The organism is Streptomyces sp. NRRL S-920, from assembly GCF_000717945.1.
Classification (GTDB): domain Bacteria; phylum Actinomycetota; class Actinomycetes; order Streptomycetales; family Streptomycetaceae; genus Streptomyces; species Streptomyces alboniger.
In genome coordinates this window covers 26,366-50,904 of the sequence record NZ_JODF01000037.1, presented here as the reverse complement: position 1 = coordinate 50,904, position 24,539 = coordinate 26,366, and the positions used below count along the sequence as shown (strand labels likewise).

At 68.5% G+C, this 24,539-nt stretch carries 22 protein-coding genes; 9 read left to right on the top strand and 13 right to left on the bottom strand.

Features of this window, described 5'->3' with window-relative positions; all coding sequences use genetic code 11:
• The first annotated feature begins 86 nt into the window (after positions 1 to 86).
• The 3 genes from IG54_RS0124545 to IG54_RS0124535 all read left to right on the top strand — a co-directional run bounded on the left by IG54_RS0124545 (position 87) and on the right by IG54_RS0124535 (position 1,485).
• A complete protein-coding gene (locus tag IG54_RS0124545; RefSeq protein WP_030788437.1) occupies positions 87 to 524 on the top strand; it encodes a hypothetical protein in 438 nt (145 codons plus the stop codon).
• Between the two features lie 258 nt (positions 525 to 782).
• Positions 783 to 956 carry a hypothetical protein gene (locus IG54_RS42145; RefSeq protein ID WP_158708916.1) on the top strand — a complete coding sequence of 58 codons (174 nt, stop codon included), beginning with the start codon at positions 783 to 785 and terminating at the stop codon, positions 954 to 956.
• Between the two features lie 64 nt (positions 957 to 1,020).
• A complete protein-coding gene (locus IG54_RS0124535) occupies positions 1,021 to 1,485 on the top strand; it encodes a hypothetical protein (RefSeq protein ID WP_030788435.1) in 465 nt (154 codons plus the stop codon).
• 137 nt (positions 1,486 to 1,622) lie between these two features.
• Here IG54_RS0124535 and IG54_RS42570 read toward each other — a convergent pair whose 3' ends face one another.
• The 6 genes from IG54_RS42570 to IG54_RS0124505 all read right to left on the bottom strand — a co-directional run bounded on the left by IG54_RS42570 (position 1,623) and on the right by IG54_RS0124505 (position 7,907).
• The gene (locus IG54_RS42570) at positions 1,623 to 1,964 is read right to left on the bottom strand and encodes a hypothetical protein (protein ID WP_030788434.1); all 342 of its coding nucleotides are present in this window, start codon (positions 1,962 to 1,964) and stop codon (positions 1,623 to 1,625) included.
• Between the two features lie 79 nt (positions 1,965 to 2,043).
• Positions 2,044 to 3,249 (bottom strand): cytochrome P450, encoded by a 1,206-nt coding sequence (locus IG54_RS0124525; RefSeq protein WP_030788432.1) that lies wholly within the window; start codon positions 3,247 to 3,249, stop codon positions 2,044 to 2,046.
• A 67-nt stretch (positions 3,250 to 3,316) separates the two neighbouring features.
• Positions 3,317 to 4,177, bottom strand: a complete 861-nt coding sequence (locus IG54_RS42140; RefSeq protein ID WP_267883664.1) for an LmbU family transcriptional regulator — start codon at positions 4,175 to 4,177, stop codon at positions 3,317 to 3,319.
• Positions 4,178 to 4,359: 182 nt separating this feature from the next.
• The gene (locus IG54_RS0124520) at positions 4,360 to 5,613 is read right to left on the bottom strand and encodes an aminotransferase class I/II-fold pyridoxal phosphate-dependent enzyme (RefSeq protein ID WP_030788431.1); all 1,254 of its coding nucleotides are present in this window, start codon (positions 5,611 to 5,613) and stop codon (positions 4,360 to 4,362) included.
• 358 nt (positions 5,614 to 5,971) lie between these two features.
• A complete protein-coding gene (locus IG54_RS0124515) occupies positions 5,972 to 6,922 on the bottom strand; it encodes an NAD-dependent epimerase/dehydratase family protein (protein ID WP_030788429.1) in 951 nt (316 codons plus the stop codon).
• Between the two features lie 112 nt (positions 6,923 to 7,034).
• Positions 7,035 to 7,907 (bottom strand): metallophosphoesterase family protein, encoded by an 873-nt coding sequence (locus IG54_RS0124505; RefSeq protein ID WP_030788427.1) that lies wholly within the window; start codon positions 7,905 to 7,907, stop codon positions 7,035 to 7,037.
• A gap of 255 nt (positions 7,908 to 8,162) precedes the next feature.
• Here IG54_RS0124505 and IG54_RS0124500 point away from each other — a divergent pair, with 255 nt between their 5' ends.
• The 3 genes from IG54_RS0124500 to IG54_RS0124490 are packed head-to-tail and all read left to right on the top strand — an operon-like array spanning position 8,163 to position 11,444.
• Entirely contained in the window at positions 8,163 to 9,605 is a 1,443-nt protein-coding gene (locus IG54_RS0124500; RefSeq protein ID WP_234336330.1) for an NDP-hexose 2,3-dehydratase family protein, read from the top strand.
• Positions 9,602 to 10,612 (top strand): aldo/keto reductase, encoded by a 1,011-nt coding sequence (locus tag IG54_RS0124495; RefSeq protein WP_030788422.1) that lies wholly within the window; start codon positions 9,602 to 9,604, stop codon positions 10,610 to 10,612. The genes IG54_RS0124500 and IG54_RS0124495 overlap by 4 nt, the downstream gene beginning before the upstream one ends.
• 52 nt (positions 10,613 to 10,664) lie before the next feature.
• Positions 10,665 to 11,444, top strand: a complete 780-nt coding sequence (locus IG54_RS0124490) for a TylF/MycF/NovP-related O-methyltransferase (protein WP_030788419.1) — start codon at positions 10,665 to 10,667, stop codon at positions 11,442 to 11,444.
• Here the strand turns inward: IG54_RS0124490 and IG54_RS0124485 are convergent.
• On the bottom strand, positions 11,423 to 12,016 hold the full coding sequence (locus tag IG54_RS0124485) for a dTDP-4-dehydrorhamnose 3,5-epimerase family protein (protein WP_051819890.1): 594 nt from the start codon (positions 12,014 to 12,016) through the stop codon (positions 11,423 to 11,425). The genes IG54_RS0124490 and IG54_RS0124485 overlap by 22 nt on opposite strands.
• Before the next feature lie 14 nt (positions 12,017 to 12,030).
• On the bottom strand, positions 12,031 to 13,056 hold the full coding sequence (locus tag IG54_RS0124480) for a transposase (RefSeq protein WP_106977076.1): 1,026 nt from the start codon (positions 13,054 to 13,056) through the stop codon (positions 12,031 to 12,033).
• Positions 13,057 to 13,191: 135 nt separating this feature from the next.
• On the opposite strand from IG54_RS0124480, the gene rfbA reads away from it, so the two are divergent.
• Positions 13,192 to 14,100: a glucose-1-phosphate thymidylyltransferase RfbA gene (rfbA, locus tag IG54_RS0124470; RefSeq protein ID WP_030788410.1), complete on the top strand. Its 909-nt coding sequence runs from the start codon at positions 13,192 to 13,194 to the stop codon at positions 14,098 to 14,100.
• Positions 14,097 to 15,095 carry a dTDP-glucose 4,6-dehydratase gene (gene rfbB, locus IG54_RS0124465; protein WP_030788407.1) on the top strand — a complete coding sequence of 333 codons (999 nt, stop codon included), beginning with the start codon at positions 14,097 to 14,099 and terminating at the stop codon, positions 15,093 to 15,095. Before rfbA ends, rfbB begins: the two co-directional genes overlap by 4 nt.
• 74 nt (positions 15,096 to 15,169) lie before the next feature.
• On the opposite strand, the gene IG54_RS0124460 is transcribed toward rfbB, so the two are convergent.
• Both IG54_RS0124460 and IG54_RS0124455 read right to left on the bottom strand, forming a co-directional pair.
• Positions 15,170 to 16,489, bottom strand: coding sequence for an activator-dependent family glycosyltransferase (locus IG54_RS0124460; RefSeq protein ID WP_267883663.1), 1,320 nt, complete (start codon positions 16,487 to 16,489; stop codon positions 15,170 to 15,172).
• 118 nt (positions 16,490 to 16,607) lie between these two features.
• The gene (locus IG54_RS0124455; RefSeq protein WP_030788401.1) at positions 16,608 to 17,387 is read right to left on the bottom strand and encodes an AfsR/SARP family transcriptional regulator; all 780 of its coding nucleotides are present in this window, start codon (positions 17,385 to 17,387) and stop codon (positions 16,608 to 16,610) included.
• Positions 17,388 to 17,829: 442 nt separating this feature from the next.
• Here IG54_RS0124455 and IG54_RS0124450 point away from each other — a divergent pair, with 442 nt between their 5' ends.
• The gene (locus tag IG54_RS0124450) at positions 17,830 to 19,035 is read left to right on the top strand and encodes a cytochrome P450 (protein ID WP_030788398.1); all 1,206 of its coding nucleotides are present in this window, start codon (positions 17,830 to 17,832) and stop codon (positions 19,033 to 19,035) included.
• A gap of 18 nt (positions 19,036 to 19,053) precedes the next feature.
• On the opposite strand, the gene IG54_RS0124445 is transcribed toward IG54_RS0124450, so the two are convergent.
• The 3 genes from IG54_RS0124445 to IG54_RS0124435 all read right to left on the bottom strand — a co-directional run bounded on the left by IG54_RS0124445 (position 19,054) and on the right by IG54_RS0124435 (position 24,495).
• On the bottom strand, positions 19,054 to 19,812 hold the full coding sequence (locus IG54_RS0124445; RefSeq protein WP_199809584.1) for a thioesterase II family protein: 759 nt from the start codon (positions 19,810 to 19,812) through the stop codon (positions 19,054 to 19,056).
• Positions 19,778 to 21,160 (bottom strand): lysine N(6)-hydroxylase/L-ornithine N(5)-oxygenase family protein, encoded by a 1,383-nt coding sequence (locus IG54_RS0124440; protein ID WP_051819885.1) that lies wholly within the window; start codon positions 21,158 to 21,160, stop codon positions 19,778 to 19,780. Before IG54_RS0124440 ends, IG54_RS0124445 begins: the two co-directional genes overlap by 35 nt.
• 95 nt (positions 21,161 to 21,255) lie before the next feature.
• Complete coding sequence (locus IG54_RS0124435; protein ID WP_234336328.1) at positions 21,256 to 24,495, bottom strand: AMP-binding protein; 3,240 nt, start codon at positions 24,493 to 24,495, stop codon at positions 21,256 to 21,258.
• Positions 24,496 to 24,539 lie beyond the last annotated feature (44 nt).

Below are 24,539 nucleotides of genomic sequence, written 5' to 3'. Positions count from 1 at the left end.
CATGCCGGCCAGCATCCTGCTCACCGGCTTCAACCCCCGCTGGTGGGATCGCGTCGTCAATCGCCTCGCCCCCGACTACGACCTGCTTGCAGCCCAAGCCGGAGTGGACAGCCGAGGAACGCGCCGCCTACGCCGCAGCCACCGCCTCGCCCTGCGATCCACCCTCGATCTACTCACCCCTGCTCCGCCGCATCCGGGCGACCGCCGGGCCAGGCCCGATCAACGGCACTGATGCCTGGCATGCTGTAGGCGGCAACGTACGGCTGGAGACCACCGACGGCCCGCCCTGCCCCGACCTCATCCGGCTCCTGTGCCACGGCCCCACTGGCCTCGGCTGGGAAGTCGCGCACAAACGCTGCACCTGCCTGTGCGACCACACCCACGCAGACATCGGATGCAACATCGACTTCCGTGAGCCCACCACCGGACGATCCGTGCACTACTCCAGCGCCAAATGGGGCCGTACCCTCGATGACCGGCGCCGCGAGAGCATCGCGGAACTGAATCGCACGGCCTTCGCCTGATGACCCCAGCAAGAACCGCCCCCCGACGGTTACGTATACCTCGGGATCGGCGGGCGTGAATTCGTTCTCGACAAGCCCAACGACACACACGAACCCTCACCGGACGGAACTCCGGAGAGTTTCGTATTCGGTGAGGGCAGCAACGTCGAAAACCCCCGCGACAACGACCCACGGTCCCCGCAGCTGACGACCGACGACCTCGACGCCTTCCCGGCCTACCTCCGGTTCAAGCCGAAGGACGACCAGGACGACTGGCGGGTGGCCGACGTCCAGGTGACCGCCACCGGCTCCGGCCAGGGCGGCCCCCGCTACTACGACTACACCGCCCTGACCGACAAGGGCGGCCTGCGGGCCTCTCTGCGCCTGGGCAACAAGTTCGGCAACGTCCTGCACCTGTCGTCCGTGTGGGACGACCCCACCCAGACCTGGTGACCCCGACCGGTCACCGGACACCGCACCCGCACCCGCGGATGCACCAACCAGAAAAGGAACCGACATGCCTCAGCAGCGTCCCGTGAACAACAACAACCAGCCCGTCGCGGCGCCCCGCAACATCGCGTTCGAGGTCACCCGCTTCCAGATGAACGAGCCGGCCCCGGCCAGGAACACGGTCACCATGTCCCGGGAGATCACACTCCCCGGGCCGATCTCCCGCACCAAGCAGGGAGACCCAATCATCCAGTGCGCGATCCAGGGCTTCCGCATGCTCTACCTCGACGCCAACGGCAACAAGCACGACTTTCCCGCCTGCGAGAAGATCCTGCGGACCCGCGTCCACGATGTCCACGGCAGCAAGGCCGAAGTCCAGGTCATGGTGCTCCTGAAGCCCTGGGACCCGAACAACGTCCACAAGTTCAAGATGGAGGTGGACGTCCTGACCACCGCCAGCGTCGACGGCGAAGGCGGCAGCGACGAGAACGACAGTGGCAGCGGAGGCAGCGGCAGCGGGTCCGACTGGTAAATCCCGCTCCACACCCGGCCACTGCGCCAGCAGACCGGGTAGTCACCACCGAGGGTGCTCGGCGGGCACTTCAGCCCCCACCGAGCACCCTCATCGCATTCGTACGTGGGCGTGGCGCCCCGCCGGGGAGCCGGCCGTCACCGGCCCTCACCCGCGAGCGCCCGGCGGTCGACGTGCCGCTCCACCGCTGCGAGGACCAAGCCCTCAGCGGGCTGAGCGCCGAGGGCGGCCTGGCATGGGTGGGCGTTCAGGTCGCCCTGTTTGGGCTTGTGCGGGGTGAAGCCTTCCTCGCCGAGCAGCACAGTGACTCCGGCGTCGCGCAGGAAGTCGACGTGCCGGGCCACGGCGGGGTGGGCGGCCTGCGCGTCGTTGGAGTTGGGCAGGGCGACGATCGGCAGGCCAGTCCGAGCCCTCGGCCCGATCACGTCGGGCACGTCGGGCACGTCGGCCACGTCGGGCACGTCGGGCACGTCGGGCACGTCAAGCGTCCTGTCCCCACGGGTCAGTCATCCGTAGGGACAGGACGCGGACTTGTTCCGTCGTAGGGTCCCGGGCCGGTTACACGTCCCAGGTGGCCATGAGGGTCTTGACCCCATGCACGTCTGCGGTCTCCGGACGCAGGGGGACCTGGTCGGGCGGGACGGCCAGGCGCAAGGTGGGGAAGCGTTTGAAGAGCGCGGTGAAGGCGACGCGCAGTTCGATGCGGGCGAGTTGGCTGCCCAGGCACATGTGGACACCGTGGCCGAAGGCCAGGCTGCTGCCGTCGTTCCTGCGCAGGTCGAGCGCGTGCGGGTCAGCGAAGCGCTCGGGGTCACGGTTCGCGGTGTTGTACGACAGGACCACCGTGGTACCGGCCTTGACCGTCTGACCGCCGAGTTCCACGTCCTCCAGCGCCGTCCGCATGAAGGTCTTGCCGACACTCACGTAGCGCAGGAGTTCCTCCACCGCCGAGTCGGCGATTTCGGGGTCGGCGCGCAGGGCGGCGGCCTGTTCGGGATTCTCCAGCAGCGCCCATGTGCCGAGACCCAGCACGTTTGTCGCGCTGTCGAGTCCGGCCGAGAGCAGGACCAGGCCGATCCCCCGCAACTCCTCGTCCGTCAGGTCTGTGTCGAGGAGATCGCTGAGCACGTCGTTGCCGGGATTTGCGCGCTTGGCGGCCACCACCTCCGCAACGAACTCATGGACCGCCGTCACCGCCACGATCATGTCTTCGTCGCTGGTCTCACCGCTGAGGAACAGACCGATGTGCTCCTGGAAACGAGCCCGATCCTCGTAGGGGACCCCCAACAGTTCACAGATCACGATGGCGGGGATGGGCTTGGCGAAGACGCTCACCAGATCCACCGGTGGCCCGACCTTCTCCATGAAGTCCAACTGCTCGGCGGTGATCTGCTCGATCCGCTCGGTGATCATGCGCATCCGCCGTACGGTGAACTTCCCCGCCAGCAGTTTCCGGTAGCGGCTGTGCTCCGGGTCGTCCGTGAGCAGGAACTCGCCGGGCGCCGCCGGCGGTATCTCCATCCCGGTGATGTCGATGGTCGGATGGAGGAGGAGATCCTTGCGTGCGCTGAATCTCGAGTCCTCCAGGACGGTTCTGATCAGGTCGTACCCGGTGATGAGCCAGCCGGGTTGTCCGCCGGGGAAGGTGTAGCGGCTCATCGGGCCGTGCCGACGGGCCTCGAGCATTTCCTCCGGTGGATCGAAGGGGCACCCGGGCCGTCGCGCCATCGGCATTTCCGTCACGGTGTGCATAGGTTCGACCATCAGTTTCTCACCTCGTCATTGAAGGCCTGCGCGCACCAGAACCATGCCGCATTTTTGATTGCACCATTCATGCTGTGCGGACGGTCTGACCCGACACAAAGGAAGAGTTTCCCGAAATTTCTGTTCGAGAAGCGGCATCGTCCGACACTTCGCAGGGAATTCCCCGGAGAACGATGCTGCGGTCGACCCTATGACGACTGGGCACCAGCTCCGCTTGGCGCTGCTGCGGCACTTCGCTCCTGACCGATGCCTCCGCGGCTGCCATAAGAGTTTGCGCGGCCCACGCCTCCAGATCGAGTCCCAGTCTTTTTGCTGTCGCCCGGCAGAATTCAAGACGGTCAGCCGGAACCGATACCTTGAGCGACACGGCCCCGTCGGTCGAAGCTGCTGTCTCTTCTCCGGATTTCTGCCCCTCGTTCAGCTCTCGGCCGCTCTGGCGCTTCTCGTTCTTACGGCCCCCGCGCTCCGCAAGACTGTCCTTGACCTCGCGACGGAGCTTCTTCGCAGACCACCCGTGCTCTTCCGCCTTGCCCAACCAGAAGTCCTGCTCGGGGCCGGAAAGAGACGCCACCTCCGCGTGATGGGTGAAGCTCAGCTTTTCTCTTCGCCGAGACATTGGATAGCATCTCGCTACCCACGCATGATTCCTCAGCGTTTGATAGTCCAGTGACGTCAGCTCGATCGCATCGCGGTACCTGCCATTGAACGAGGCCTCGCCATAGACCAGCCAGTCTCCCAGGCACCAGGACGAGGCCGACATTATGTTGGACAGGTAGCTGCCAACTCCGACCCACTTTTCGAATGCCATCCGCTTAGGGAGAAGCAATCCCCGCCTGGTGACCAGGGCCGAGGCGTCGGATTGTGTTCGCGGATGAGTTCCTCCTTTCGCTAAGGCCGGATTAGCACGGAGTGACGCGTCCCCAAGCATGCAGTCTCCTTAGGTAGTAAGCGGGTTACGTGGGGGGAACCTGTAAAGAGAACTAGTTCAACCTAACACGACCGCCACTAAGCGCAATAAGTAGAGCAAAAACAAAGGGAAAACCATATGCGTATTCCAGACACGACAATGTCAGCGGTCAGCACGGGCTGCGCCTGATGGAATGTGACCGGCTATCGTGTCGGCTGGCCGCTCTCGGCTCGCATGTCCCGCAGCACGGCGGAAATCACCTCGACACCGGCGGCGATCGCGTCCCGCTCGGCGGTGATGCTGACGCGGAAGCACTGTCGGGAGTGACGTTCCCGGCCCCCGCCGTCCGGGGTGTCGACGAAGAAGTACCGCCCCGGTACGACGAAGACGCCCCTGCCCTTGAGGGTCTCGTACAGACGCAGGTCGTCGAACCACTCCTCGTCCACCCACACCCAGCAGAACATGCCTCCGTCCGACGCATACAGGCGCCAGGCGATGTCCTCGGGCAGGGTCTCCGCCAGGAGGGTCTCGGCGTACTTCCTGCGCTCGGCGTAGAAGGGGGTGATGACCGATGCGACCAGCGTGTCGAGGGCGTCGGTGCGTAAAGCGTGAGCCAGTGCGGACTGAACCAACTGGGGAGCGTGGAGCGTCGAGTTGGCCATGAAGGAGACGATCGGCTCGGTCAGCCGCTCATCGGCGACGGCGAAGCCCAGGCGCTCGCCCGGAAGTCCGGCCTTCGAGATGGAGAAGACATTGACGGCGCGCTCGTCCCGCACGGGAGCCGAGGCCAACCCACCGATGGCGGGGAACGGGGCACCGTAGGCATTGTCGATCACGAGCGGTACGTCATGCCGTCCGGCGGCGGCGAGGAGGAGTTCGGTCTCGTCGGGCGAGACGCTGCGGCCGGCGGGGTTGCTCGGGCTGGACAGGAGCAGGAGCCCGACGTCCGTCAGTTCATCGAGCGCCGGCTCGTCGAACAGGTAGCGGAAGGACCGCTCACCCACCGGCTGTACGACGGGGGCGATTCCGCCGACTCCGCCCGGCACCAGGGAAAGGCCTTGATAACCCGTGTAGTCCGGGGTCATGGGCAGGACGAGTCGGGTGTCCCGGTCCGCTCCCGGCCCGGTGAACAGTGCCGCCGCGGCGAAGCACAGCATCTGGCTGCCGGGGCCCACCACGATGTTGCGCGGGGTCACGTCCCAGCCGTAGCGGCCGTTGAAGTACTCGGCGATCGCGTCGATGAGATCCGGGAGTCCCCGCGACGATCCGTATCCGCAACTGACCTCACTGAAGGAGGAGTTGAGGGCTCGGGTGGTCATGCGCCGCCAGGTGTCCTGGACCTCTGGGATGGCCGCGGGATTTCCTATGCCGAGATTGGTCCACTTCTTCCCCGTTGCCGATCCGACGGTGGTGGCGATGTCTTCCATGATGAGCCGCAGTCCGGACAGACTTGCCATCTTCGTTCCAGATCGGGATAGATCCACAGTTCGGCTTCCTTCCCGCCACTGTCGACGACTGACCTGGTCCGGCCGCACCCACGTTGCGATCCACGGTCTGACTCCGTTGCCCTCAGGTGACCCGGCGCTCACTCCCGTAACACAAGCAACTTCACGCTCTCGCAGGCTGTTCAGCCGGTCAAGAGCGAGAACCAGATCGAAAACGCTTTCCCGGCGTGTCCTGTCGACAAGACAGACCGCCCATAGTGCAGCGATCGACTTCGCGCGCAGCCGGATCCACGCGCTCCTCGGCGGTTTGGCGGAGCGTGCGCCTTAACGCTTTCTTGACGCACGCCCAAGGACCGAAAGGGCCTTGCCTTCAGGTCGTCCCGGTGCCGGGCACCGCGTCGCTCGACGGCACGGCGGCAGCCCATTGGTCGCGCAGAGAGTCCTCGAGGCTCATCGAGTGCGACCAGCTCAGCAGAGCCCGGGCGCGGGCGACGTCCACCTTCGTCCAGGAACCGTGGCCCCCCGTGCTTCCCGCCGCGGCTGTCGCCCCGATCCGCACTCGGTGGCGGGGAAAGCCAGCGGTTTTGATCATCAGCTCGGCCACGGCGGGCACTTCGTGTGCGTGACCTCGGCCGATATTGATCACGAGGCCGGAGACCGGTGCGGTGACAGCCCGCACCACGGCGTCGGCGACATCTCGGATATCGACGAAGTCACGGAGGTCCGGTGTGAGTCGCAGATCCAGCGGGGTGCCCGAGGGCAGTTCCCTGAGACGCCGGATGAGAGAGCCGAGGAAGCTGGTGGCCGGAGCACCCGGCCCGCATACATTCGTGACGCGGAGAATCACGGCGTCGCTGCGGCCCTCGGCCGCTGCCGCGAGGATGGACCGGGTACCGACCAGCTTGGTCCGGCCGTAGACCGTCGTCGGCTGTTCCGGGTGGTCTTCGTCCGCGGCCTGCTGGGGGCGGATCGCCCCGTACTCGTGGACGGACCCCAGGTGCACCAGCCGGGTCCGTGGCGGCACCAGGCGCAGGAGCCGTTCGACCAGGACCGCGTGCGCGGCGGCCATCTGGTCCGGCGTGCCGCCCCAGCCGGCGCCCGCCGCGTTGACCACGACATCGCTGCCGGCCACCAGCTCGCTCAGCGCCTGTTCGTCGTTGCCGAGCAGGTCGGCGAGGAACAGCGGGACGCCAGGGGGAACGGGGCCGTCATGTCGGGCCACGGCCGTCACTCGGTAGTCGCCGGTGCGCAGCAGGGCTGCGCAGATGTGCCGGCCCAAGGAGCCGGTGCCCCCCATCACGACGGCTGAACGCGGGATCATGCCGGACTCCGTGTGACGGTCGCGGCCGCGGGATACCAGGTCTTGTAGACCGCCTCCTTGGCCTGCCGTGCGAGGGGGCGCACCGTGGTGCGTTCCCTGTGACGGGTCGGGATCATCCGGTGCTCCCGGACAGGGAGAGCCGGCGTGGGGCGATGCGGCGCAGCAGCCCGTGCGGATGGCCGTGGCGTCGCCACTCCCGTGGGTAGCCGATGGAGACCTCGTGATGCGGAACCCCGTCGTGCCAGGTGACCCGGGGGATGTGCAGGTGACCGTAGACGACCTGCGCCACGTTGAAGCGGCGGTGCCAGTCGGCCGTGCCGAGCGTGCCGCACCACAGGGAGAGATGCCGGTGCCACAGCGCCCGGGTCGGCTCCTGGACCAGCGGGAAGTGGTTGACCAGCACCAGCGGCACCGCCGGGTCGTCGGCTGTGGCCAGGCGTTGCTCACTCACCGTCAACCGCGCGGCGCACCACGCCTCCCGGGTGGGGTAGGGGTCGGGATCGAGCAGGTACTCGTCGACGAAGTAGATGTCGGTGGCGAGCGCGTCGGCACGGGCCCGGGCCGGGTCGTCCGCGCCGTCCGGAAGGAACGAGTAGTCGTACAGCACGAACAGCGGCGCGATGCGGAGCGGACCGCCCGGCCCGGTCCACACCGGGTACTCGTCCTCGGGGGTGACTACGCCGGCTGCCCGGCAGACCTCGACGAGCCGCTGGTAGCGGGCGACTCCGCGCAGCTGTACGGGGTCCCCGGGGTGGGTCCACAGCTCGTGGTTCCCGGGTGTCCAGATGACCTTGGCGAAGCGGTCGGCCAGGGCGCGCAGCGTACGCGCGATGTCGGCCAGGTGCTCCGCGACGTCTCCGGCGACGATCAGCCAGTCATCGGCGGTCCGCGGCTGGATTCGGTCGAGCATAAAGGCGTTGTCGCCGACCGAGGAGTGCAGATCACTGACCGCGAAAAGGCGTGCCTCGTCCGACGGTTTGGATATTTCCACCCCGTCACCATAGACCTCTCGCCCGCTCAGTGGATATCCGCAGTACGTCGGTTGCGGTATCCGCCCTCAGGTGCGGAACTATGGCCCGCACAGCGGAAGGAGAAGCTTTTTCCGCAGTTGCGGGCCCGCGGACGACAGGTGAATTGACGGCGGGTTGACCGGCTGCCAACATGATCAGCGCTTCGCGTCCCCGAAAGACCCCCACTCGTGGTGTGACCGGCCCGTTCCAGGGCCGAGACAGGAGGACCGATGAGCACGTCGCCTGCTGCGCAGGCCGCCACCGTCCCCATGCCACACAAGACGGCACACAACACAGCACACAACCGCCGGACGATGGCACGCAGGATCGCCGAAACGGCGCGCACGGTGCCGGATTTGGCGGGACTCGAGCAGACTCTCAAGGACACGGGCGAACGTGTTTTCACCGCCACCGAGACCGTGCCCCTGGACCGGCTGGACGGCTGGCATTTCGACAGAAATTCGGGTTTCATCGTCCACGAAAGCGGCGGATTCTTCTCCGTCGAGGGTCTTCAGGTGACGCCGTCCGGTTCCGGCGGGCAGTGGGGACAGCCCATTATCAACCAGCCGGAAACCGGAGTCCTGGGTTTCCTGGTACGGGAGATCGACGGGATCCCGCACTTCCTCGCCCAGCTCAAGGCGGAGCCGGGCAACCGGAACGGCCTACAGATATCCCCCACCGTCCAGGCGACCCGAAGCAACTACACGGGAGTGCACGGCGGTCGGCGGGTGCCGTATCTGGAGTTCTTCCAGGGGCAGGCGCCACGACAGGTCATCGCCGACGTGCGCCAGTCCGAGCAGGGCGCGAGGTTTCTGCGCAAACGCAACCGCAACATGATCGTGGAAACCGTTGAACCCGTGGAGGCACGGGACGGATTCGTATGGCTCACCCTCGGCCAGCTGAACCGGTTACTGGCGGTCGAGGACCTGGTGAACATGGACACCCGGTCCGTGCTCGCCTGCCTTCCCCTGGAGGACGACGGGAGCGGCGCCGACGGCATGGACTCCCCCACCGACCGGGACCGCCTCGCGCTGCACCCGTTGGTGGACGTCCTGAGCTGGATCACCGAGGCGAGGACCCGCCATGAGATGCGGGTGCGCACCTCCCGTCTCGACGAACTCGCCGAGTGGGAGTTCTCCCGCGGCCGCCTCCGTCACCTGACCGGTGGCCAGTTCGAGGTGATCGGCGTCCGCGTGGAAGCCGTCGGCCGGGAGGTCGGGCGGTGGTGCCAGCCCATGTTCCGGGACAGCTCCCTCGGGCTGCTGGCCCTGGCCGTCAACCGGATACAGGGACAGCTCCATGTGCTGATGCAGGTCCGGGCCGAGCCTGGTCTCGGGGACGCCGCGGAGTTGGCGCCCACCGTCCAGTGCGCTCCCGACGACGCGGCGCGGCTCCCCCCCGAGGAACGCCCGCCCTTCCTGGACCTGCTCCAGAACGCCCCTGCCGACGCCGTCCGGTTCGACACCACGCTGTCCGACGAAGGCGGGCGGTTCTACCACACCCGGAACAGACACCTCGTGGTCGAGACCGAGTGCTTGCCGGAGCCACCCGGCTATCGCTGGCTCACGCTTCGGCAGCTGGAGGAGCTGACCTTGCACAGCAACTACCTGAACATGCAGGCCCGCAGCGCGCTGGCCTGTCTGCGGTCCCTGTCCCACGGAGGGCTTCGATGAGCGCTGCCACCGGCGACGGCGGTCTTCATGTGCGGCTGGGTCGTACGGCGTTGAGGGTGAGCCGCGTCTGTCTCGGCACGGTGAACTTCGGTGGGCGCGTGGCGGAGCCCGAGGCCCGGGAGCTGATGGACCACGCGCTCGACAACGGCATCAACTTCGTGGACACCGCGAACATGTACGGCTGGCGCGAGTACAAGGGCTACACCGAAGAGGTCATCGGCCGGTGGCTGACGTCCCGCCCGGCGCTCCGCGACCAGGTGGTGCTGGCCACCAAGGTGGGCAACCCCATGAGTGAGGGCCCCAACGAACAGGGGCTGTCCGCGCGGCACATCATCGCCGCCTGCGAGGCGTCGCTGCGCCGGCTGGGCACCGACTGGATCGACCTCTACCAGATGCATCACGTGGACCGGGACGCCGGCTGGGACGAGGTCTGGCAGGCCATGGAGATCCTGGTCCAGCAGGGCAAGGTCCGCTATGTCGGCTCGTCCAACTTCGCCGGCTGGGATCTCGCGGCGGCCCAGGAGGCCGCGCGGGCACGGCACTTTTTGGGCGTGGTGTCCGAACAGTGCCTGTACAACCTCGCGGTGCGCTATCCGGAGCTGGAACTGCTGCCCGCGGCGCGCGCGTACGGGGTGGCCGTGCTGCCCTGGTCCCCCCTGCACGGCGGTCTGCTCGGCGGAGTCCTGCGCAAGACCGCCGAGGGCCGTGCGGTCAAGTCGGGGCAGGGGCGGGCCGCCGTCGCGCTGGAGACGATGCGCGACACGATCGAGCGGTACGAGGAGCTGTGCGCGCAGTTCGGACGTGACCCGGCGGAGGTGGGCCTCGCCTGGGTGACGTCCCGGCCCGGGGTGACGTCCACGGTCATCGGCCCGCGCACCACCGCCCACGTCAAGGACGCGCTCAAGGCGCTGAACTCACCGCTGTCGGACGAGGAGACCGCCCGCCTCGAGGAACTGTTCCCGCCGGTCGGCCACGGCGGAGCGGCCCCGGACGCCTGGCTCACGTGAGCGCGCGTACCCCCGCAGACACATCGAAAGCTGGAGGAGAACCCACATGACCATGACCCCGACCCAGCACAAGGACCCGCGCGTTCTGCCGCACGAGTCGGAGCAGGAGAGGTCCGCGCGGGAACGGCTCACCGAGCTGATGTCCGACACTCCCATCCCGGCCGTGTATCTGATCGACCATCTCGGCATCTACCTGCGCCGCCACCAAGTGGCGGACCTGCTGTCCATGGACGCGCTCTACCGCCTGGCCCGTGACGTGCCGGGCGTGATGATGGAGTTCGGCGTCCTGCACGGCCGGCACCTGGCCGCGCTCACCGCGCTGCGCGGCATCCACGAGCCGTACAACGCGACACGGCGCATCGTGGGCTTCGACACGTTCACCGGGTTCCCCGACATCGGGGAGGTGGACCGGGTCAGCCCGAGCGCCGTCCTGGGGCGGTTCGCCACCGAGGAGGGGTTCGTGGAGCACCTGCGTGAGGTGCTCGCCTGCCATGAGGCCCTGGAGCCGCACGGCCACGTCCAGCGCACCTTCGTCGTGCCCGGCGACGTGCGCGACACCGTTCCGGAGTACCTGACGGACAACCCCCAGACCATCGTGTCGCTGGCCTACTTCGACCTGGACCTCTACGAACCGACACGCGATGTGCTTCAGATGATCCGGCCCCATCTGGTGCGGGGCAGCATCATCGCGTTCGACGAGCTGGCGCACCCCAAGTGGCCGGGCGAGACCGTCGCGTTGCAGGAGACGCTGGGTCTGGACCGCGCGGATCTGCGCTGGCTGGACGTACCCGGCCGGGAGGCCCCCATCGGCTACATGCGCTGGGAAGGCTGACCGGACACGGAGACGGGAAGCAGACCGCGCTCGTCGAGTTCCTTCAGGGTGGGCGCGGCGCGGTCCCGCTCCGACAGCACCAGGTCCAAGTCGTCCGGGAGCGGCAGCGCGATGTCCGGATCGAGCGGGGACAGCGCGAGTTCGAGGGCGGGCCGGTAGGGGCCGGACATCATGTACGACATGACGGTGTCGTCGCGGAGCACGGCGAAGGCATGGCCCACCCCGGCCGGGATGTAGAGCGCCCGCATCGTCGCCCCGTCCAGCCGGGTGGTGTCCCAGTGGCCGAAGGTGGGGGATCCCTTGCGCAGGTCCACGACGAAGTCCTGGATCTCACCCGCCAGGCAGCACACGTACTTGGCCATGCCGGGAGGGCACCGCGTGAAGTGGACGCCTCGCACCGTGCCACGCCGCGAGGTGCTGTAGCTGAGCTGTGCGGCGGCGAAGGACTCCCGTCCCGCGTACGCGGCGAGCGACTGTGCGGTGAAGGGGGAGACGAAGGATCCCCGCTGATCCCGATGGACCTCCGGGGTGAACTCGACGACACCTTCCACGTTCAGCGGGCGGGAACGCACATGCTCTCCTCGGATCAGCAGGGGGACAGGGGGCGGGCGGCGTCGATGCGCAGCACGGCGTGCGCGAACATCGCGAGGGTCATGTGCCGGTACCAGGCCCGCCACTTGCGGGCCGAATAGCGGTCGAGTCCCGCCTCCTGCCGCGCGGAGGCGAAGTGGGAGCGGACGCAGAGGTCGGTGGCGGCCGCCACCCGGGCACAGTCACCGAGATCGGTGTGCGCCGGTACGTAACACAGGTACGAGCCTCCTTCGCGGCGCGCGAACTGCCAGTGGACGTACCCGTCGGGGGCGGTCCGCTGCGACACCAGGGGCCCGCTGCGGCTACTCGCCAGCACATAGGGCACGCGCCGGCGTTCCAGGGCGCGGCGGAACGCCGCGCTGTCGCCGTAGAAGGGGGCGTCGGCCACCACCCGGCGTGCGGGCATCCCGCTGTCGAGCGCCCGGCCGATCATGGCGAGGGCGACCTCCTCGCGGGAGACACCGTGGGATGTGTCGGGGACGTCGGCGTGCCGGCGCGCGACGGGACCGTCCCCCCACCGGGGCGGTATCAGCAGTTCCCGGTCGATCGCCATGGTGTTCCCCAGCGCGTCCCTGCTCAGCAGGAACACCCCGATCTGGCAGTTGTCGACACGGCGGGACGCCGCGCAGTACTGGCGACTCACGCCGGCCGAGCTGCTGCCCTTCTTGACGAAGCCCTCCTCGGCGACGACCAGTGAGGTGCCCCGGGACGCCAGCTGCCCGGCCACCAGGTCGCGCACCCGGTCCCGCACCTGGTTCTCGTCCCACCGGGCCGTGGTCAGGAGCCGGTTGCGGCCGTCCTCACCGCCCGGCGGCACACGCCGGGAGAGCAGCCAGCACACGTACTTGTAGGCGTGGCGGCGGGGTTCCTCCCGGCTGAACACGTCCTCCAGCCGCTGGAAGTGGTGGCGCAGGGGCTCCGGCTCCGGGCTGCGCGGAAGCGGGACCCGGAGCGTGTCCTGTCGGCTCCGCAGGACGCGGGGAGGTGGTGGGCCATGGCTGAGTCGCGTCTGCGTCGTCACGGGCCCATCCTCGACGACATGCCTTAAGCGGATCTTGCGGCCGGTGACGCGAGCGCCTGAGACGCGCGTTAGACCGGCTTTGGACCGCCGCCGGAAGATGCAGGAACACCGGCCTTGAGGGGGCGAGCGAAGAGGATGAAAGGCATCATTCTCGCGGGCGGCAACGGGACACGGCTACAGCCCCTCACCTTCGTGGGCTCCAAACAACTCGCCCCGGTCTACGACAAGCCCATGATCTACTACCCGCTGTCCATGCTCATGCTGGCGGGCGTCCGGGACATCCTCATCATCACCCGCCCCACCGAACTCGCGCTCTTCCAGACGCTGTTCGGAGATGGCCGGCACCTGGGGCTGTGCATCGACTACGCCGAGCAGGACGAGCCGCGCGGCATCGCCGACGCGTTCCGCGTCGGGGCGGACCACATCCGCGGCGAGCAGTGCGCGCTCATGCTCGGCGACAATCTCTTCCACGGTGCGAACCTGCCGTCTCTGCTGCGCCGCACCGCGCTCAAGATGAGCGGTTGTGTGCTGTTCGGACACGAGGTCGCCGACCCGCAGCGGTTCGGTGTGGCCGAGGTCGACGCGCGCGGCAGACTGGTGTCCATCGAGGAGAAGCCCTCATGTCCCCGTTCCAACCTCGCCATCCCGGGGATGTACTTCTTCGACACCCAGGTCACCGACATCACGAAGAACCTGGTGCCTTCCGCGCGGGGCGAGTTGGAGATCACCGACGTGCTACAGAGCTATCTCGACCAGGGCACCGCCGAGCTGGTGTGGCTGGGCAGAGGTGTCACCTGGCTGGACACCGGCACCCACGAGACGCTGCTCGAGGCGAGCACGTTCGTGCGGGAGGTGCAGCGCCGGCAGGGCACCCGACTGGCCTGCATCGAAGAGATCGCCATGTACATGGGCTACATCACGCCCGATGACTGCCACACGCTCGGCGCGGAGATGAGCGGCTCGCCGTACGGTCAGTACGTCATGGACCGAGCCCGCTCCTTCAGCAGGGGCATGCCGCCCACCGCCCTCTCGGAGGACCTGTGAACATCCTGGTCACCGGCGCAGCCGGGTTCATCGGCTCCGCCTACGTGCGGATGCTGCTCGCGGCGGGAGCGGCGCGCGGGACCGATGTCTCGCGGGTCACGGTGCTCGACAAGCTGACCTACGCCGGCAGCCTGGACAACCTGGACCTGAGCGATCCGCGGCTGACGTTCGTCCGGGGTGACATCTGCGACGCTCCCCTCGTCGACCGGCTGGTCGGACAGGCCGGCCAGATCGTGCACTTCGCCGCGGAGTCGCACGTGGACCGCTCGATCGCGTCCGCCGACGCGTTCGTCCGCACCAATGTGACGGGTACTCAGACACTGCTGGACGCGGCGCTGCGGCACGGGGTCGAGCGCTTCGTGCACGTGTCCACGGACGAGGTGTACGGATCGGTGGAGAGCGGATCCAGCACCGAGCAGGACGCGCTCGACCCCAACTCCCCCTATGCCGCCTCCAAGGCGGCGTCGGACCTCCTCGCGCTGTCCTACCACCGCACCCACGGGCTGGACGTGCGCGTCACCCGCTGCTGCAACAACTACGGGCCGCGCCAGTTCCCCGAGAAGATCATTCCCTTGTTCCTCACCAGCCTCTTCGACGGCCATGACGTCCCGCTCTACGGCGACGGACTGCACCGTCGCGACTGGCTGCACGTCGAGGACCACTGCGCCGCGGTCGAGCTGGTCCGCACCGCCGGGGCGCCGGGCCGCGTCTACAACATCAGCGGGGGCGTCGAGCTGAGCAACCGCGAGCTGACGGGCCGACTCCTCGCGGCCTGCGGCGCGGACTGGAGCCGGGTGCGGTACGTCGCGGACCGCAAGGGGCACGACCGGCGCTACTCGGTCGACGACAGCAGGGCCCGCACGGAACTCGGCTACCGCCCCCGGCACGACTTCACGTCCGGGCTGGCCGCGACCTTCGCGTGGTACCGGGACAACCGGCAGTGGTGGGAGCCCCTCAGGGAGGCAGGCAAAGGCGTGGGGGGCGGCGTCGGTTGAGCGGACGCCGACCGGCCCGCCCCGCCATGATCAGCACAGGGCGGGGCGGGCCTCTGGGTGCCGGCCGCGGTTCGTCAGCCGTCGGCACGCCGTGAGCGGAACTCGGCGGTGATCTCCTCCAGGGCCGCGACGAACTCGGTGGGGGCGGGCTGCGCCAGGCCTTCCTGCCGCAGCCGCTCGGCCCCTTCGCGAAACCCGTCCTCCTCGATCAGCCGCGTCAGGCATTCCCGCACTCGCGGCCCGGTGAGTTCGCTCAGCGCGAGCGACAGTCCGGCTCCGGTCTCGCGCAGCACACCTCGCTTGGCCACCGCGTCGACCGAGCCCTCGACGATGAGCTGGGGAATCCCATGCACCATCGCGCCGTTGAAGCAGCCCGCTCCGCCGTGATGGATCACGGCGGTGCAGGTGGGCAGGACGACGTTGAGCGGGACGAATTCCACGATCCTCGTGTTGTGCGGGATCCTGCGGAGCTGGTCCCGTTCCTCGGCCGGCAGCGTGATGATCAGCTCGATGTCGAGATCGGCCACCGCGTCCAGCGCCTCTTGAAGGTGCTCGACCGACATGCCCGGCATGTCGATCCACGGCACCTTGGAGATGCCGAACGTCATCACTACGCGCGGGGCCCGCGGCGGGCCGTAGAGCCAGGACGGCACCACGGAACGGCCGTTGTAGGGGATGTAGCGCATGGACAGCGTCCGCTCGTGGGGTTCGAGCCGCCATCGCTCGGGCATGACGTTGACCGCGAACTGGCCCGTCACCAGTTCCTCGCTGAACTCGCGCCCGAACTTCGTCGCCCACCCCTCGTACCAGTCGCGCACCAGGTCCCGCCCCTCCAGGGCCGGGTTCTCCTGCTGGGCGCGCAGGAAGTCGTGGCGGATGCGCAGGAACAGGTCGAGCCAGCACACCATTCGCGCGTGCGCCGCCCCGACCACGTCCGCGGCCACCGCGCCGGCGTGCACGATCACGTCGCACAGTACGAGATCGGGTTCCCAGGCACGGCAGAAGGTCACGAGGTCGTCGACCATCTCGTCGTTCACCAGCCACATGCCCGGCACTACGACGGTGTCCAGGAGCCAGGCGATCTGCTCCCACGGCAGCCTGTCGCGCTCCTCGTAGCCCATCTCGTACAGGGTGTCGGTGAGGAAGGGCGGCACCTCGGGCGCCATGGTCGGGGCGCTCTCCCCGCGGACCCGCAGGAGGCGCTGCTGCAACGTCTCGTCCGGGCCGACGGAGACCGCCGTCAGTCCGGCCTCGGTGATGCTGTCCACAAATTCCGGTTCACTGGCCACCCGCACCTCGTGGCCCGCCGATTGCAGGGCCCAGGCGAGCGGCACCATCTGGTACAGATGGGAGTTCCAGGGACCTGTCACAAACAGGACTCGCAAGCGTTTCACCCCTCGGGACTGTCGGCGGTGCGCGCGCAGTCGCCCGCCGTGGCTCGGCCGTTACGTCACTTGTGCAAGCCGGCGGGCCGCTGCCCGCCGACGTCGTCGCTCCGTCGCCGTACGCGGTTCACGGCCGGCCCGCGTGTTCCGGCAGCACCGGGCGGTGGTCCGCGGCGAGGATCGCGTGCTGCATCTCCTGGAGCGCGCGGCCGGGTTCCAGCCCCAGCTCGTCGTTGAGCGTGCGGCGGGCTCGCTGATACACCTGCAACGCGTCCGCCTGACGGTCGCTGCGGTGCAGCGCCAGCATCAGCTGACGGTGGAAGGGCTCTCGCAGGGGATGTTCCGTGCCGAGCCGGTACAGGTCGCTGATCAGCTCGCGGTGCCTGCCGAGGGCGAGGCGCGCGTCCATCAGCATTTCGATGCATTCCAGCCTCGCCTCGTTGAACCAGGTCTGGAATCCCTGGAGAATCGGCCCCCGGAACACGCCGTCGAGCACCGGTCCCCGGCAGAGTTCAAGAGCGCTCTCGAAACTCCGTGTCGCGACCTCGAAGTTCCGTGTGCGGAAATGCTCCCGCCCCTTCCATACGGCTTCGTCGAAACTGCGGACGTCGAGTCCGTCGGTCCCGAGTTCGAGCATGTATCCGGGCGGTTTCGTGAGGACCGGGCCGTCTTCCCGTCCCGGGCGCGAGAGGAACTTGCGTACCTGTGAGACGTAGACGTACAGAGCAGCGACCGCACGACGTGGCGGATCGTCTCCCCAGATCTCCGTGATCAATTGATCCAGGGCGACTACCTGGTCGGAACGCACCAGGAGAACAGCGAGCAGTATTTCGACCTTCTGTGCTTTGATGGCCGACGGACCTTCTGTGTCCATGACACGAAGCGGCCCCATGATCTCGTATCGCATGGCTGAACCCCCGGTCACCGTATCTTCCACACCGCCTCGGCGGGAGCGTTGAGGCCGACCGTCCTCTGCTGCTGGACAACGCCGCGCCTGTCCCGCCGACGAGACACATGTGCCGAATGTCGCGCCGCCGCGGAAGTCGCACGGAAGGGGAATCCGACACCCCGCGTCTCCTGGCCGCGTGCGGTTCTCTTATGGAGAAGTCCGAACGGCCTGGAACCTAGCACGACGAACCGGAAATCCAGTAGGCACTTCTTCGGCTGTTGAGGGGAGCTGTCGCATGCTCATGGTGTGGTGCGGCGTTCCGTGGGACGGTGTTGTTTCGGTGTCGCCGCACGAGCGGTGGGACGCCGACGCCCGCCGATGAAGAGGGAAATGTTTTTTTCCGGTCGGCGGCAATAAAAGCGTCGCCGAAGGAACCTATTTATGCAGGCGAGGAACGGGCATGGGTGAAGACGTACACACCGTGACGGAAATGCCGAGGGCACGACGGCCCGGGTGTCCCTTCGATCCACCGAAGGAATTGCTCGACGCCCGCCGGCGGGGACCGATGAGCCGATACACGTTCCCCGGCGGCCAGCTCGGTTGGCTGGTCACCGGTTACGACCTGGTCAGACGGGTCCTGGCCGACCCGCGGTTCAGCTCGCGCCGGGAACTCATGCTGCACCCGACGGTCGATGTCACGGGCATCGAGGTCTCCCCGTCGCCGCCCGGCGAGTTCCTCCTCACGGACAGGCCTCAGCACAGCCGCTACCGCAAACCGCTGGCGGGGAAGTTCACCGTGCGGCGGATACGGAAGCTCACCGAGCACATCGAGCGGATCACCGCGGACCACTTGGACGCCATGGAGAAGGCCGGGCCTCCGGTGGATCTGGTGACCGCGTTCGCCAAGCCCATTCCCGCCATCGTGATCTGCGAGCTGCTGGGGGTGCGGGACGAGGACCGGACCCGCTTCCAGGGACACATCGACTCGATCGTCAGCGGGGAGACCAGCGACGACGACCTCATCACCGCCTACGCCCTGATGCAGCAGTACCTCGCGGAGCTGGTGGCGGCCAAGCGAGCCGACCCCACCGACGACGTACTCAGCGACCTCACCGAGGGCGATCTCACCGACGAGGAACTGAAGGGGATGGCGCTCACCCTGCTGGCGGCGGGTTTCGACACCACCGCGAACGTCCTGTCGCTCGGCACCTGGTCGCTCCTGCGCCACCCCGCGCAGCTGGCCGCCTGGCGCGCCGATCCCGGGATCGCCGACTCGGCGGTGGAGGAACTGCTGCGCTACGTGAGTGTCGCCAAGAACTTCCAGCGGACGGCGCTGGAGGACGTCGAGCTGGGCGGCCGGACGGTCAAGGCCGGTACCACGGTGATCCTGTCGTACAACACCGCGAACCGTGACCCCGAGCGCTTCGCCGACCCGCACACGCTCGACCTGCGCAGGAACGACGGCGGAAACCTGGCCTTCGGCCACGGCGTGCACATGTGCCTGGGCAGCCAACTCGCCCGCATCGAACTCCGCGTCGCCTTCACCGCGCTCTTCGAACGCTTCCCCACCCTGCGCCTGGCCGTCCCGGCCGACCAGGTCCCCCTGCGCCCCGAGGCGGCCGACATCCACGGAGTCAAGAGCCTCATGGCCACCTGGGACATGTGACCCCGAACGTCGTTCTCGTCATGGAGCGGTCGCCGAGGGGGACGTGTCCGCGGTGAGGACACGGGTTATGTCCGCCAGCAGCGGGGCTTCTTCGGCGCGGAGGTAGAAGTGGCCCCCGGGGAACACCCGGAGCCGGAAGTCACCGCGGGTCAGTTCCCCCCAGCGGCGCATCTGCTCCGGGGTGACCTGGGTGTCCTCCTCACCGGTGTAGCCGTACACCGGGCAGTCGAGCAGCGGCCGGGGGCCGCCGTCGTACTCGTCCACCAAGTGGTAGTCCGCGCGGAGCGCGGGGAGCACGATCTCCCGCAGGCCCTCGTCCGCGAAGATCTCCGCACGGCTCGCGTCGAAGCTCACGACGTGCGCGATGATCTCCTCGTCGGTCCCGAAGATCATGGGGCGGCCGGCCAGTGCGTGCGTCGGCCGCCTGCCCGACACGCACAGGGCGGCCGGTGGATGCCCTCGCTCCTGGAACCGCAGCGCCACCTCGTGGGCCACGGAGGCGCCCATGCTGTGGCCGAACAGGACGAGCCGATGCCCCGTCAGGTCGCCCAGCGCGTCGGCGATGTCGTCCGCGAGGTCCTCCAGCCGGGTGGGCACCGGCTCGTTCAGCCGGTCCTCCCTGCCCGGGTAGCGGATGCCGAGCACCCCGATGTCCGTCGGGAGTCCCTGGGCCCATGTGCGGAAGGTGCTCGCCCCGGCGCCGGCCGGCGGGAAGCAGATCAGCTTCGTCGCGCATTTGTCGTCATCCCTGTAGCGCCGTACCCACTGCTCCTGCACTGATGTCACCTCCAGTCTCGGTGGTGACGGCCACGGCCCCCGCGTCATACGCCGTCCGTCGGGCGGCGATCGAGTCGACGATGTCGCCGCTGCGGAGCGCCAGGTTCGACAGCAGCGAGGACGTGAGCCCGTGGGTGTGCTCGGTGCCGCCCTGGAGGTAGATGCCGCACCGCATCTCCGGTTCGGTCACGATGCGGTAGTCACGCTCCACGCGGTAGCGGCCGGCCTCGTCGCGCAGGCAGAGGCCGTCGAGATCGCCGAGCAGGCCGGTCGGCTCCATCGCGTCGTAGCCGGTGGCGCAGACGAGGACGTCGACGTCGAGTTCGCGCACCTCGGCGTCGGGGCCACGCCGCAGCGACAGCCGGGTCTCGGTGCCGACGCGCTTGACTCCGGTGACCCGCGTGAGGTTCAGGAACTCCAGCCGTCTGTCTCCCCGCACCTCGTCGTCGTAGGACCTGCGGTAGAGCCCCCGGATCACGTCGTCGTCCACGACGGCGTAGTTGGTGTTGCGGTGGTAACGCCAGAAGGCGTTCCGTGTTTCGGGGGAGCCGAAGTAGTAGTCGTCCACGGCGCTCGGGTCGAAGACCTGGTTGGCGAAGGGCGAGTCGTCGGCGATGGAGTAGCCGTAGGACGGGACGACGGCGCACACCTGGGCCTGCGGAAGCTCGTCGTAGAGGAACCTGACGATCTCGGCGGCGCTCTGGCCGGCCCCGGCGACCGCGACCCTGCGCAGGTCGCGGGGGTTCATCCTGCGGTACTTCGCAAGGAACTCCGAGCTGTGCCAGACCCGGTCGTCGCGCTCGGCGCCCTCGGGCATGCTGGGGACCAGGCCGGTGGAGATCACGACGTTGCGCGCCCTGACGGTCCGGCTGTCGCCGCCCGCGGTGTCCGTCACCTCGATCCGCAGGAGTTCGGAGCGCTCCGGAGCGACGGGGGACGCCGGACGGATGGACCGCACCTCCGAGCCGTAGACGATGTGGTCGGCCACCCTCGACTGCGCCCACTCCAGGTACTTGTGGAACTCCTGGCGCGTGGGGAAGAAGTCCTGGTTGTTCACGAACTGCGGGAGCCGGCCCGAGGCGTGCAGGTACGAGATGAAGCTGAAGCTCGACGTGGGATTGCGGAAGGTGACCAGGTCCTTGAGGAAGGAGATCTGCATGGTCGCCGACGGCAACAGCATGTTGCGATGCCATCCGAAGGAGGCCTGACGCTCCAGGAAGAGGCTGCTGATGTCACCCCTGTCCCCGCCCTGGGCCCGGGACTCTTCCAGCGCGATGGCGAGGGACAGGTTGGCCGGACCGAATCCAACGCCGACCACGTCGTAGATATCGCGTTCACGATCACTCATCGAGAAATCTTCTTCCGGCGTGGATGTGTGAAAAAAAAGGGGGGTCCGGAGCGATGCCCCGGCGGCGAAAGAGTGGACAACTCACAGGGGACAACTCAGAGAACGTGCCCGTCGCGCGTCCTTCTGCGCAGAGCCGGCCGATTGGAATGGGAAAGCTGCTCCGCCACGGCCACGAGCCCGGAAATGCTCCGTGCCGCGAACAGCGTGCGGATCGAGACCTCCAGGCCCAGCTCCGCCCGGATCAGTCCGACCAGCCTGATGGCCCGCAGTGAGTTGCCGCCGAGATCGAAGAAGTCGTCGTCGATTCCCACGCGGTCCACTTCGAGCACGTCGGCGAACGCCTCGGCCAGCACCTGTTCCGTACGGTTGCGCGGCGCCCGGTACTTCGTGTCCTCGAACCGGGGCGCCGGCAGCGACACCCGGTCCACCCTCCCGTCCGTGGTCACCGGCAGGCGTTCCACCACCATGAACAGCGACGGAACCATGAAGTCCGGCAGACGCTCGGCGACGAAACGGCGCAGCCGGTCGTCCAGGGCGTCGCCTCCTTCACCGGCGGCCGCGCTCCCGTCGGAGGTCCGGCGGCCCACCGGCACGACGTAGGCCACGAGACGCCGCTGCCCCGAGGGGTCCGGCGCCCCGGCGACCACTGCCCGGAGCACCTCCGGGTGTTCGCACAGCACGTCTTCGACCTCGGCCGGTTCGACGCGGGCTCCCTGCACATACGTCAGGGCGCCGACCTGGCCCACGTGGTCGACCCGGCCACGGGCGTCACGGCGGACCCGCTCGCCCGTCCGGTACATCAGACCGCCCGCCGGGCCGAAGGGGCAGGCCACGAACTGCTCGACGGTCCGCCGGGGGCGGCCAGCGTATCCACGCGCCAGGCCGGGTCCCGCCACGTACAGCTCTCCGACCACGCCGGCGGGTACGGGTGCCAGGCCCGGGCCCAGTACGTACAGGGCGGTGCCGTCCGCAGGGTGGCCGAGTGCCGCCGTAGAGCCCACCGTGTCGTCGCCGTCCGGTTCCTGGCGGCCCACGGCGAACAGGGGTGATTCCGGCGCACCGTATCCCTGGACGACGGCGAGTTCAGGAGCCGCTGTCCGCACCCGGCGGACCGCGGCGGCGGGGAGCCGGTCGCCGCTGACCCACACCTCGCGCACCCCGGCGAGGTCCTCGGGGCGCTCCGCCGCGATCTGTGCGAACCGGTCGGTCGAGAGGCGGATCGTGATTGCCTCGTGCGCCGGTCCCGGGGCGGCCGGCAGGTCGGCGTCCTGGGCTTCCGGGGCCACGACCACCCGGCCGCCGTTCAGCAAGGGCGTCCACAGTTCGAGGGCGAGCGCGTCCGAGCCGTGCGGTGACTGCCACCGCACGGGGCCGCGGCCGCCCTTCCGCCAGTTGGCGTCCCGGACGAGGCGGTGCAGGTTCCGGTGCGTCAGGGCGACCCCTGGGGCCGCTCCGCGGTCGTACATGACGGCCAGTACGTTGTCCGGGCGCGGTGTGCCGGGCGTCGGCCGCATGCCCTCGTCGGCCGGCTCGGACAGGAGGTCGCCGAACACGACGGTGGGGACGTCGTGTTCGACCCCGCGGGTCGCGGCCGTCTCCGGGTCGGTGAGCACGATGTGCGCCGCGGCGTCGTGCACCAGCGCTCTGCTCCGTTCCGCGGACAGCTCCGGGCCGACCGGCACGTACGCCCCGCCCGCCTTCGCGACACCCAGTAGGGCGACGGCGAGTTCGACGGATCGCGGCAGGTCCACGGCCACGACCGTCTCCGGTCCGACACCCCGGCGTCGCAGTGCCCCGGCGATCCGGGTCGCCTGTTCGTCCAGTTCCCGGTAGGTGAGCCGGGAGCCTTTGCCGACCAGTGCCGTCGCGTCGAGAGCCGCCTTCACCTGCTGGGCGAACAGGTCCGGCACCGACAGATCCGGCAGCGGTTCACCGCTGCCCTGGCGCGCTGGCGGCCCGTCGTCCCGTACCGCATTTGTCAGGTCCAGCGCTCCGACGGGCGCTGAGACGTCCGCCAGCAGTGCGCGGACGGAGGCGATCAGTTCCGTGCCGATGAAGCGCAGTTCCGCTCCGGAGTACATGCCCGCCGGGGCGTCGAGCCGCAGGAACAGGTCGCTGTCCGCGCCGCCGTCCGTGTAGACGCCGATCGACAGTTCGTCGAAGGTGCCGGTCGTCGCGCCGAGGTGGCGCGCGGGAGAGCCGTCGAAGTCCAGTTCCTCGGCGAACTCGACGACGTTGACGACGGCGCCGAAACTGCCGCGGCCGCTCGCGTCGGTTCCGCTCGCCCGCTGTATCTCCGAGTAGTGGCAGGTGGTGTGGCCGATGATCTCGTAGGTCTCGTCGACGATCGCCTCGGCCGTCTGCGCGAAGCTCGCGCCGAGCGGGACTCTCGCGCGCACGGGGACCACGTTCACCGCAAGTCCCGGCGTTCCGCGCAGCGTCCCGGTGCGGTTCCCCACGGCCAGCGAGAGGAGGAACTCGGGTTCGTCGCAGCGGTGGCGGAAGTACGTGGCCGCGGCCGCGGTCACCATGGCCGACATCCACACGCCGAGCGACGTGGCCGCCTCGGTCCATGCCGCGGCCTCGGTGTGCGGAACGGTCAGTGTGCGGCTCACCATGCCGATGGACGCGCTCAGTTGGGACCAGCGGTCGGCTCTGCTCACGGGCTGCGAGAGTTCGGCCCGCAGCTCGTCGGACATGACGATGCGCGGGATCTGCGCGGGCGGGGGCGCGTCCGCGAGGTAGTCGCGCCAGAACCGCGTGTCCTCGGCGAACTCCGGTGAGTCGAGGTACCGCGTCGCCACGTCCGCGTAGGACGCCGCGTCCCAGGGCTGTGGCGGTTCCGGGACGTCCGCGCCTTTCCGGATCGCCGTGTAGACCTCGGCGAGGCGCCGTGACAGCAGGCCGCCCGCGCCGAAGCCGTCCGATATGAGGTGGTGGTAGGCGATCGCCACGAGGGAGCGGTCCGCCGCGATCCTGACGACGCCCAGCCGGAACAGCAGGTCGTGCTCCAGGTCGAACGGATGCCGCAGCATCTCGGCCAGCGCCTCGCGCGCCTCGTGCTCGGCGTCCGCCTCGGCGCTGACGTCCAGGAAGAACGGCTGCCAGTCCCCCAACTCCCGGGGGACGAGACGCAGACCGCTGCCGTCGTCGACGAAATTGACGCGCAGCACCTCGGCCTCGCCCATGACATGCAGGAAGGCGGATTCCATCGCCGCCTCGTCCAGCGCGCCGTTCACGTCCCAGATGGTGAGCGCGTGGTTGAGTCTTTCGGGGGATATTTTCTGCGCCAGCCACATTCCCTTGTGTGCAGCCGACACGTCGAACGAACCCACACGGATCAACCTCTCAGCCAAACGTGCGCGGAAACTGGAATTTC